At 74.7% G+C, this 9,913-nt stretch carries 9 protein-coding genes, 1 rRNA gene and 1 pseudogene; 9 read left to right on the top strand and 2 right to left on the bottom strand.

Annotated elements, in window-relative coordinates:
• The 3 genes and pseudogenes from rrf to ACQRUO_RS36200 form a co-directional block, all read left to right on the top strand.
• Positions 1-114 (top strand): 5S ribosomal RNA (rrf, locus tag ACQRUO_RS36210); the annotation flags it as partial.
• An 807-nt stretch (positions 115-921) separates the two neighbouring features.
• A pseudogene (locus ACQRUO_RS36205) lies at positions 922-1,632 on the top strand (hypothetical protein); the annotation flags it as partial.
• 30 nt (positions 1,633-1,662) lie between these two features.
• Positions 1,663-2,571: a tetratricopeptide repeat protein gene (locus ACQRUO_RS36200; RefSeq protein WP_428320420.1), complete on the top strand. Its 909-nt coding sequence runs from the start codon at positions 1,663-1,665 to the stop codon at positions 2,569-2,571.
• Between the two features lie 156 nt (positions 2,572-2,727).
• Here the strand turns inward: ACQRUO_RS36200 and ACQRUO_RS36195 are convergent, their stop codons facing one another.
• On the bottom strand, positions 2,728-4,107 hold the full coding sequence (locus tag ACQRUO_RS36195; protein ID WP_428320418.1) for a DUF1015 family protein: 1,380 nt from the start codon (positions 4,105-4,107) through the stop codon (positions 2,728-2,730).
• Positions 4,108-4,431: 324 nt separating this feature from the next.
• Between ACQRUO_RS36195 and ACQRUO_RS36190 the strand changes: the two genes are divergently transcribed.
• Positions 4,432-5,013, top strand: a complete 582-nt coding sequence (locus ACQRUO_RS36190; RefSeq protein ID WP_428320417.1) for a tetratricopeptide repeat protein — start codon at positions 4,432-4,434, stop codon at positions 5,011-5,013.
• A complete protein-coding gene (locus tag ACQRUO_RS36185) occupies positions 5,010-6,077 on the top strand; it encodes an HAD-IIA family hydrolase (RefSeq protein WP_428320416.1) in 1,068 nt (355 codons plus the stop codon). Before ACQRUO_RS36190 ends, ACQRUO_RS36185 begins: the two co-directional genes overlap by 4 nt.
• A gap of 48 nt (positions 6,078-6,125) precedes the next feature.
• Here ACQRUO_RS36185 and ACQRUO_RS36180 read toward each other — a convergent pair whose 3' ends face one another.
• Positions 6,126-6,473 (bottom strand): sterol-binding protein, encoded by a 348-nt coding sequence (locus ACQRUO_RS36180; protein ID WP_428320415.1) that lies wholly within the window; start codon positions 6,471-6,473, stop codon positions 6,126-6,128.
• A gap of 166 nt (positions 6,474-6,639) precedes the next feature.
• On the opposite strand from ACQRUO_RS36180, the gene ACQRUO_RS36175 reads away from it, so the two are divergent.
• From ACQRUO_RS36175 to ACQRUO_RS36160, 4 genes are all read left to right on the top strand, one after another.
• Positions 6,640-7,641 carry a histone H1-like repetitive region-containing protein gene (locus ACQRUO_RS36175; protein ID WP_428320414.1) on the top strand — a complete coding sequence of 334 codons (1,002 nt, stop codon included), beginning with the start codon at positions 6,640-6,642 and terminating at the stop codon, positions 7,639-7,641.
• Positions 7,634-7,903: a hypothetical protein gene (locus tag ACQRUO_RS36170; protein WP_428320413.1), complete on the top strand. Its 270-nt coding sequence runs from the start codon at positions 7,634-7,636 to the stop codon at positions 7,901-7,903. Before ACQRUO_RS36175 ends, ACQRUO_RS36170 begins: the two co-directional genes overlap by 8 nt.
• Positions 7,904-7,933: 30 nt before the next feature.
• The gene (locus tag ACQRUO_RS36165; protein WP_428320419.1) at positions 7,934-8,740 is read left to right on the top strand and encodes a TlyA family RNA methyltransferase; all 807 of its coding nucleotides are present in this window, start codon (positions 7,934-7,936) and stop codon (positions 8,738-8,740) included.
• Positions 8,741-8,837: 97 nt separating this feature from the next.
• The gene (locus ACQRUO_RS36160) at positions 8,838-9,737 is read left to right on the top strand and encodes an NAD kinase (protein WP_428320412.1); all 900 of its coding nucleotides are present in this window, start codon (positions 8,838-8,840) and stop codon (positions 9,735-9,737) included.
• Positions 9,738-9,913 lie beyond the last annotated feature (176 nt).

Raw genomic sequence — 9,913 nt, 5'->3', positions numbered from 1 at the left:
GGTGGTCATAGCGTGAGGGAAACGCCCGGTTACATTCCGAACCCGGAAGCTAAGCCTCACAGCGCCGATGGTACTGCAGGGGGGACCCTGTGGGAGAGTAGGACGCCGCCGAACAATTCTTCAAAGGCCGTGGCCCCAGCGATGAGCTGGGGCCACGGCCTTTTTGTTTTTCTGTTCCGCGAACGCCCAAGCACCGCTCGGCGGATGCCGAGACCGCTCCCAGAGCGAGTCGGGTGCTGATGCTTGACAATGAAGATGGTGCCTGGCTGCGGCCGGCACCCCCGCCGCCTCGGATGTACGCGATCCCCGAAGCGCGGCACAGCAGATGAAGTAGACAGAGGAGTCACCGCGATGTCGAACCCGCCCCAGGGCCGCCCCGATCGCCGATCGGATGACGGCCGAGGCTCTGAATCCCGTTCTCGCGGCGGCTGGTCCAACGACCGCGGCCCGCGCCGGGACGACCGTGGGGACCGCGGTGGTTTCCGTCGTGACGACCGCGGTGACCGTCCCTCGTACGGGGACCGCGACCGTCGGGACGACCGTGGTGGGGACCGTCCCTCGGGCGGCTTCCGTCGCGATGACCGTCCCTCGTACGGCGACCGTGACCGTGGCGGCGACCGCGGTGGCTTCCGCCGTGACGACCGCGGTGACCGCCCCTCGTACGGCGACCGCGACCGCGGTGGCGACCGTGGCGGTTTCCGCCGCGATGACCGCGGTGGGGACCGTCCGTCGGGCGGCTTCCGCCGTGACGACCGTCCGTCCTACGGCGACCGCGACCGTGGCGGCGACCGCGGCGGTTTCCGCCGTGACGACCGTGGCGACCGCCCCTCGTACGGGGACCGCGACCGTCGGGACGACCGCGGTGGGGACCGTCCGTCGGGCGGTTTCCGTCGCGATGACCGTCCCTCGTACGGCGACCGTGACCGCGGTGGCGACCGTGGCGGCTTCCGCCGTGACGACCGCCCCTCCGGTTTCCGTGGTGGCGACCGTCCCTCCTACGGGGACCGTGACCGTCGGGATGACCGTGGTGGCGAGCGTCCCTCGGGCGGCTTCCGCCGTGACGACCGTGGCGACCGCCCCTCCGGTTTCCGTGGCGGCGACCGCCCCTCGTACGGCGACCGTGACCGCGGTGGCGAGCGTCCCTCGGGCGGCTTCCGCCGTGATGACCGTCCGTCGTACGGCGACCGTGACCGTGGCGGCGACCGCGGTGGCTTCCGTCGGGACGACCGCGGTGGGGACCGTCCGTCGGGTGGGTTCCGTCGCGATGACCGTGGCGACCGCCCGTCCTACGGCGACCGTGACCGTGGTGGCTTCCGCCGTGACGACCGCCCCTCCGGTTTCCGTGGTGGCGACCGTCCCTCCTACGGGGACCGTGACCGTCGGGATGACCGTGGTGGCGAGCGTCCCTCGGGCGGCTTCCGTCGCGATGACCGGCCGTCCTACGGCGACCGTGACCGCGGTGGGGACCGCGGCGGCTTCCGCCGTGACGACCGTGGCGACCGCCCGTCGGGCGGTTTCCGTCGCGATGACCGGCCGTCCTACGGCGACCGTGACCGTCGTGACGACCGCGGCGGCCGGCCGGGGGGTCGGTTCGAGGGGCGCCGCGACGACCGGGGCCGTGAGCGTGGCGGCGCCGACGAGCGCCGCGGCAACTACGAGCCGGTGCAGCGGCTGGCGATCCCCGAGGACGTCACGGGTTCGGAGCTCGACGCCGACGTGCGCCAGGAGCTGAAGAGCCTGCCCAAGACGCTGGCCGACGACGTGGCGCGCAACCTGGTGATGGTCGCCCGCCTGCTCGACACCGAGCCGGAGGAGGCCTACAAGTACTCGCGGGTCGCGCTGCGGCTGGCCTCCCGGGTCGCCTCGGTGCGCGAGGCCGCCGGCTTTGCCTCCTACATGACCCAGCGCTACTCGGAGGCCCTGACCGAGTTCCGCGCCGCGCGCCGGATGACCGGTCGGGTGGACCTCTGGCCGGTGATGGCGGACTGCGAGCGCGGTCTGGGCCGTCCGGAGCGCGCGCTGGCGATGGCCGGCGAGGCCGAGGTGAAGCAGCTGGACAAGGCCGGCCAGGTCGAGATGCGCCTGGTCGCGGCCGGTGCCCGCACCGACCTCGGTCAGTTCGACGCCGCCGTGGTGACCCTGCAGAGCCCGGAGCTGGCCTCCAGCGCCGTCCACCCGTGGACCGCCCGGCTGCGGTACGCCTACGCCGAGGCGCTGATCGCCGCCGACCGGGGCGACGAGGCCCGTGAGTGGTTCGCCAAGGCCGCCGAGTCCGACCCGGACGGCGTGACCAACGCCTCCGAGCGGCTGGCCGAGATCGACGGCCTGGAGTTCGTCGACGCCCTCGACCCCGAGGTCGAGGAGGCCGAGCAGGCCGAGGCGGCGCAGGCGGACGAGCAGCCGGCCGAGAAGCGCGGCGGCCAGGACACCCGCTACGACGATGGCGAGAACAAGGTCATCTTCGAAGAGGACGAGGACGTCGAGGAGTACTACGACGAGGACGACGTCGAGATGGAAGAGGCCGACGAGACCGAGATCGCCCGCGCGATGCGCGACCGCGACGACCGGTAACGAGGTCCTCGGGACCGGCGGGCAACTGCTCCGCCGGTGACCGGATCCGCAGTCGACGGCAGGAGGCCCTCACCCGTTCGGGTGAGGGCCTCCTGCCGTTCCGGCACGTTCCGGCGCCTGCTCGGGGCCGGCCGGTCGGGGTGGGTCGGGGTCGGGTCAGCCGAGCTCCAGGCTCCGCAGCACCAGGCCGCTGGCCGGCTTCGGGCCGAAGGAGGTGGACTTCCGCGGCATGGTGACCCCCTGCTCGGCGAGCCGGCGGACCACGCTCTCGTCGACCGGGTGCAGCAGCACGGCGGTGCCGCCGGTGCGCGCGGCCTCCCGCTCGGCGGCCTGCGCGGTGTGCAGGTAGCCGATGTCGTCGGGGCAGTCCGGGACCTGCCAGACGTGCTCCAGCAGGGTGGCGTGCAGCACGGTGGCGTCCAGGTGCCGCCACTCGTCGGGCTTGTCCTTGGCCACCGTGGTGTCGAGCAGCGCCTCGCCGGGGCCGGTGAGCAGGTGGTACACGCCGTCGCCGCCGGTCAGCACGAACCCGTTGGCGCCGTCCCGCTTGGCCCCGGCCAGCGCGGCCAGCGCGTCGTCCAGGCCGCCGGCGAGCCGGGTCAGCTGCCAGCCGTCCTCGCTCTCGGTGAGCGCGGCCAGCGCGCGGGCGGGCGGCAGCCGGTAGAGCACCCGGTGGATCGCCCGGACCCGCAGCGGGTAGCGGGCGGTGTCCACCAGCAGCACCATGCCGCGGTCCCACGGGCTGAACGGCAGGTGCCGGTGCTCGCGCTGGAGCCGCAGGTACATCTCCCAGCGGTGGTGGCCGTCGGCGATCAGCGCCCGGCAGGTGGCCAGGTCGCGGGAGACCTCGGCCAGCTCGGTCGGGTCGGTGACCGCCCAGAGCCGGTGCCGGGTGCCGTCCGAGGTGGTGGTGGTGAGCAGCGGTTCGCCGGTCACGGTCCGCTCGATCACGGCCGCGGCCGAGCCCTTCCCGCGGTAGGTGAGCAGCAGCGGCTCCAGGTTGGCCCGGGTGGTGCGCATCAGGCCGACCCGGTCGGCGACCGGGCGCGGCATCACGTCCTCGTGCGGGAGCACCACCGCGCTCTCCCGGCCGCTGACCGCCAGGGCGCCGATCAGGCCGCGCTGCAGCAGCTCGCCGGTCGGGCTGTCGGCGGCGGTGCACTGCTCGTAGACGTAGAGCGCGGGCTGCGGGTCCGGGGCCAGCACGCCCTCGCGCTGCCAGCTGCCGAGCAGCTTGGCGGCGTGCCGGTAGCGGGTGTCGCGGTCGGCCCGCTCCCCGGTGTCGTCCGGCTCGGGGCGCGGCAGGATCAGCCGCACCACGTTGTGCGGGTCGGCGGTCTCCAGGCTGAGCCGGCGGTGCGGGTCCACCACGTCGTAGGGCGGGGAGGTGACGGCGGCGAGGGTGCCGACCCGTTCGGGGACGTACCGCAGGCCGCGGAAGGGCGACAGGGACAGCCCGGCCGTGGCGACGTGCCCGGGGTCGCCGGGGCCGCTCGGGGCGGACGTGGCGCCACTTCCCGCACTGGGTGCACTCATCGGATCTCTCCCGTCGGGCTTCGGCCGGGTCGGCCGAAGGGCAAAAGGGTCATCGGATCATCGGACCAGGATCTCTGGCGCTGGGATGCACGGCGCGCAGGGGTGGTGCGCGCCGTGATCGGCGTCTCGGAAGCTGACAGCTTAGTTTCCGCCGTCCGGCCCCCGGATGGCTCCGTGGTGGCGGGAAGCGGAAAGGTCCGTCCCAGGTCGTGTACCGGTCTCATCACCGGTACGTGGTCCCGATCAAACCTGGGAAAGGTATCGGGGAGCGATGTTGTTCCGAGATGACGCAACCACGACGGGACGAGCGAAGCGAGGCCGGGCATGAGTGGTGGACAGGGTCAGGCCGCCGGCGGGGCGGGCGAGGGACCGGCGACCGGCAACGGTGCCGGGGCGCCGCTGGGGGACGTCTACGAGTGGTTCCGGCGCGGCGAGCGCCTGCTCGCGGAGGGCCACCCGGCCGCCGCCGAGCAGCTGCTGGCGCGGGCGGCGGCCGCCGAGCCGTCCTCCAAGAGCATCCGGGAGACGCTGGCCCGGGCCCAGTTCGACACCGGTTCCTACGCGGCGGCGCTGGAGAACTTCCGGACCGTCGCCCAGGCCGATCCGTCGGACGACTACGCTCAGTTCGGCTGGGGGATCGCGGCGGCCCGGCTCGGCGACTTCGAGACCTCGGCCGAGCACCTGGCGCTGGCGGTCGCGATGCAGCCGCAGGCGGCGCACTACCGGTCGGCGCTGCGGCAGACCAGGGCCACCCTGGCCGCCCGGTCCGGCAAGTGGGGCCCGCTGCTGCCGGGCGCGCCCGGCTACCTGCCGCCCCAGCAGCAGGTCACGGACGGCCCGGAGCGGGTCGGCGACGACCGGCCGCACGGCACCGACGAGTCGAACGACGAGGAAGATCAGGGATGACGGACACCCAGCTCCCCGGCCACAGCGAGCAGCCGCTGGTCGCGGCCTACGACACCGCGCTGCTCGACCTGGACGGCGTGGTCTACGCCGGCCCGGCGGCGATCGACCACGCGGTGGCGTCGCTGGACACCGCCCGGAGCGCGGGGATGCGGCTCGCCTACGTCACCAACAACGCCTCCCGGCCGCCCCGGGTGGTGGCCGAGCACCTCACCGAGCTGGGGGTGCCGGCCGAGCCGGCGGACGTGATCAACTCCGCCCAGGCGGCCGCCCGGCTGCTCGCCGACAAGCTGCCGGCCGGCGCCAAGGTGCTGGTGGTCGGCGGCCCCGGCCTGGTCGAGGCGCTGGCCGAGCGCGGTCTGGTGGCCGTCGAGTCGCTGGCCGACGAGCCGGCCGCGGTGGTGCAGGGCTTCGACCCCTCGGTGGGCTGGGAGCGGCTGGCCGAGGCCGCCTACGCGGTGGCCCGCGGCCTGCCCTGGGTGGCCTCCAACACCGACATGTCGATTCCGACCGCCCGGGGTGTCGCCCCGGGCAACGGGACCCTGGTGGCCGCCGTGCAGGCCGCCACCGGGGCCGAGCCCGAGGTTGCGGGCAAGCCGCTGCCGCCGATGCACCGGGAGACCGTGCTGCGCACCGGGGCCAAGCGACCGCTGGTGGTCGGCGACCGGTTGGACACCGACATCGAGGGCGCCCACAACGGCGGCGTCGACAGCCTGCTGGTCTTCACCGGGGTGGCCACCCCGGCCCAGCTGCTCGGCGCCCCGGTCCGGCACCGGCCGACCTACCTGGCCGCCGACCTGCGCGGGCTGCTGGAGCCGCACCCGGCGGTGACGGTCCGCGCGGCGGGCGGGTTCGACTGCCGCGGGCGCTGGGCCGCGGTGCAGGACGGCGAACTGCGGGTCGGCGTGGACGCGTCGGTGGTGGTGGAGGGCGCGGCCGGGCAGGTGGCCGGCGCGGACGGTCGCTACGACGGGCTGCGCGCGCTCTGCGCCGCGGCCTGGGCGGAGCTGGACCGGACGGGCGAGCCGGTGGACGGGCGCAAGGCGCTGGCGGAACTGGGGTTCTGAGCCGTTCGGGGCGGCCCCGGGGCTTCGGGTGGCCTCGGGGCTTCGTCTCTAGAGCAGGTTGCGCAGGCGGAGCAGGTCCTGGAAGCCGGCCTCCAGGCGGACCCGGCCGCGGGCCCAGGCGGCGGCGAACCCGAGCCGTCCGTCGACCAGGGCCACCAGGTCGTCGCTGGTCATGGTGAGCCGGATGGCCGCCTTGCCGCCGGGCGCGCCGTCGGCGTGCGCGATGCCCTGCAGCCGGCCGTCGCGCAGCGTGCCGGTGAAGGTCACGTCCAGGTCGGTGAGCCAGCAGCTGAGCGTGCGGTCCAGCGCGGCCGCCTTGCGGGCGTCGCCCTCGGCCCCTGCCATGGTCCGGCTGAACTGCTCCAGCGCCGCGCGGCACTCCTCGATGTCGGCCACGGTCTCGCCCTCCGGTGTCCGGGGTTTTTCGGGGCCACCGTACCGGCTGCGCCGGTCGGGCCGGGCGCCCGGTGCTGCGGCGCGGTGACCGGCGGCGCGCCCGAGCGTCCGAACACGCGGTAGCGTCGGCTGCGGGCACAGGACGGCGCGGAGGAGGCACCGGGAGATGCGGCAGATGCTGCGCGGGTACATCCAGGGGTACGTCGAGTTGGCCGCGGGCCTCGCGGAGGCGGCCGGCAAGCGGGTGGTCGGGACGGCGGGCGACCTGCTGGAGCGGGTCGGGGTGGACATCGAGGCGGCCGAGCGGACCGTGGCCGGCCAGCTGCCGCCGCTGGTGCACCGGCTGGAGACCCTGGCCCAGGAGGTCGTCACGGTCGGCCGCGGCGGGGTGGACCTGGCGGTCGGCCTGGCCCGGGCCGAGGCGGAGAAGGCGGTCGAGCGGGCCGGCAAGCTGGGCGACCAGGTGGTGAAGGTGGGTGTGGTGCTCGCCTACCTGGAGGGCAAGCTGCGCGACCTGGAAGGCGGCGGCGCTGCCGGGACGGGGACGGGGACGGGGGCGGGGACGGCGGCCGAGCGGCCGGCGAAGGAGCAGGAGAAGCAGGAGAAGTCGGGTGGGCGGACTTCCGGGGTGGGGCGGGCCGAGGGGCTGTTCGCCGACGACTGGGAACCCGAACAGGGCTGGGGCACCGAACCCCCGGGTGGCGCAGGCTTCGCCCCGCTGCCGCCGGACGAGGAGCAGGCGGAGGCGGAGCCGCCGGGCGAGCTGATGGAGGGCGCCGAGCACCGGGGGACGGGGGAGCGGGGTGGGGTGAAGCGGGCGCCGGTGAAGAAGGCGAGCGCTGCGAAGAAGGCTGCGGTGAAGCGGGCGCCATCGAAGAGGGTGGCCTCGGAGAAGGAAGCGCCGGTGAGGAAGGCCGCGGTGAAGAAGGCGCCGGTGAAGCGGGTGGCGGCGGCGAAGACCGCGGTGGAGGAAGCACCGGTCAAGAAGGCTGCGGCGAAGCGGGCGCCGGCGAAGACGGCGAGCGCTACGAAGACGGCGGCCACGGAGCCGACCGCCAAGAAGGCGGCGGCGAAGAGGTCCGGGGCGCAGCAGCCCGCGGCCAAGCGCACCGCGGCGCGGAAGCCCGCCGCCGCGAAGAAGGCGCAGGCGGGAGAGGGCGATGTCTGAGCAACCGCCGGCCGGAGGGGCTGCCGAGCCCACCGAGCTCGCCCCCGCCACCCCCGAGTTCGCGCCCATGTGGGGGCCGGAGCCGGAGGCGCTCGGGGTGGAGGTGGAGCCCACCGGGCACCCGGGGGTGGATGCTGCGCTCGGGCTGCTGGGCAGGCTGGACGGGGTGCCCACCACCGAGCACGCGGCCGTGTACGAAAATGTTCAGCAGAGCCTGAGCACCATCCTCGGCTCGCTCGATGACAGCCTGACCGCCCCTTGACCCCCAGTAGGAGCTGAACCCCCCGTGGCAGTGGCACGACGCCGACTCGACGCAGAGCTGGTCCGCCGCAACCTGGCCCGCTCGCGCGAGCACGCCAGCGAGCTGATCGCGGCGGGCCGGGTGAGCGTCGGCGGCGCCACCGCGACCAAGCCGGCGACCCAGGTGGAGACCTCCGCGGCCGTGGTGGTCGCCAAGGACGAGAACGACCCGGACTACGTCTCCCGCGGCGGCCACAAGCTGGCGGGAGCGTTCGCGGCGTTCGTGCCGCAGGGCCTGGTGGTCGAGGGCCGCCGGGCGCTGGACGCGGGGGCTTCCACCGGCGGGTTCACCGACGTCCTGCTGCGGGCGGGCGCGGCCCGGGTGCTGGCGGTCGACGTCGGCTACGGCCAGCTCGCCTGGTCGCTGCAGAGCGACGAGCGGGTGGTGGTGATGGACCGCACCAACGTGCGCGAGCTGACCCCGGAGCTGATCGGCGGCGAGCTGGTGGACCTGGTGGTCGGCGACCTGTCGTTCATCTCGCTGGGACTGGTGCTGCCGGCCCTGGCGTCCTGTGCGGCGCCGGACGCGGACCTGGTGCTGATGGTCAAGCCGCAGTTCGAGATCGGCAAGGAGCGGCTGGGCAGCGGCGGAGTGGTCCGCAGCCCGCAGCTGCGCGCCGAGATGGTCCGTCAGGTCGCGACCCAGGCCTGGGAGTCGGGCCTGGGGGTCCGGGCGGTGACGGCGAGCCCGCTGCCCGGCCCGTCGGGCAACGTCGAGTACTTCCTGTGGCTGCGGCGGGACGCTCCGCAGCTGGATCCGGCCGAGGCGGACCGGGCCGTGGCCGAAGGGCCCCGATAGGCTGCCGGGACAGGTGCGTCGAGACCGGTGCCGTAGTCGAACGGGGGGACCGGTCCCAGGGGCGGGCACCCGCCGCCGTGGACGTAGGGAGAGGGCATTGAGCGAAGGACGTACGGTCTTCCTGATCGCACACACCGGCCGGGAGGCCGCGTTGCGCAGTGTCGAGCAACTGGTCGAGGGCCTGTTGAAGGCCGGGATAAGGATCAGACTGCTGGCCGCCGAGGCGGTCGACCTCGACCTGCCCGACGGAGTGGAGACCGTACCGGCCGGCCACGGTGCCGCCGACGGCTGCGAGCTGATCCTGGTCGCGGGCGGTGACGGCACGCTGTTGCGCGGTGCGGAGCTCTCCCGGGACACCGGTCTGCCGATGCTCGGCATCAACCTCGGCCGGGTCGGCTTCCTGGCCGAGGCGGAACGCGACGACCTGGCCGTGGTGGTCGAGCGGGTGGTGGACGGCGCCTACGAGGTCGAGGAGCGGATGACCCTCGACGTGCTGGTGCGCACCAACGGCGACGTGGTGCACGAGGACTGGGCGCTGAACGAGGCCTCGGTGGAGAAGGCGGTCCGGGAGCGGATGCTGGAGGTGGTCACCGAGGTGGACGGCCGCCCGGTCTCCAACTTCGGCTGCGACGGCGTCGTGCTCTCCACCCCGACCGGTTCCACCGCCTACGCCTTCTCCGGCGGCGGCCCGGTGGTCTGGCCGGAGGTGGAGGCGCTGCTGATGGTCCCGATCAGCGCGCACGCGCTCTTCGCCCGGCCGCTGGTGACCTCGCCGACCTCGGTGCTGGCCGTCGAGGTGCTGCCGAAGACCCCGCACGGGGTGCTCTGGTGCGACGGCCGGCGGTCCTACGAACTGCCCGCCGGGGCCCGGGTGGAGGTGCGGCGCGGGCAGGTCCCGGTCCGGCTGGCCCGGCTGCACCAGGCGCCGTTCACCGACCGGCTGGTGGCCAAGTTCGCGCTGCCGGTCACCGGCTGGCGCGGCCGCTCGCGCTGCTGACGGGCTGACGGCCCGCCTGGCCGGCCGCTCGACCGGTTGACCGCTCGACCGGTTGACCGCTCGGCCGGCTGACGGCCCGACCGCTCGACCGGTCGCCGGCCCGCCCGGCCGGCGGCCCGCCGGTCAGACCGCCAGGCTCGCCACCGGCGCCGCCCCGGGCCCGTCCGGCCGCACCG

The sequence above is a fragment of the Kitasatospora sp. LaBMicrA B282 genome (genome assembly GCF_050325825.1).
Lineage (GTDB): Bacteria > Actinomycetota > Actinomycetes > Streptomycetales > Streptomycetaceae > Kitasatospora.
Note: the sequence above shows the minus strand (reverse complement) of the source record. Positions and strands in the feature narration are given on the sequence as shown.

Bases quoted from the DNA above. Each gene is read 5' to 3' on its own strand.
- ACQRUO_RS36195 (WP_428320418.1), bottom strand. From the start codon at position 4,107: ATGAGTGCACCCAGTGCGGGAAGTGGCGCCACGTCCGCCCCGAGCGGC.
- ACQRUO_RS36190 (WP_428320417.1), top strand. From the start codon at position 4,432: ATGAGTGGTGGACAGGGTCAGGCCGCCGGCGGGGCGGGCGAGGGACCG.
- ACQRUO_RS36185 (WP_428320416.1), top strand. From the start codon at position 5,010: ATGACGGACACCCAGCTCCCCGGCCACAGCGAGCAGCCGCTGGTCGCG.
- ACQRUO_RS36175 (WP_428320414.1), top strand. From the start codon at position 6,640: ATGCGGCAGATGCTGCGCGGGTACATCCAGGGGTACGTCGAGTTGGCC.
- ACQRUO_RS36170 (WP_428320413.1), top strand. From the start codon at position 7,634: ATGTCTGAGCAACCGCCGGCCGGAGGGGCTGCCGAGCCCACCGAGCTC.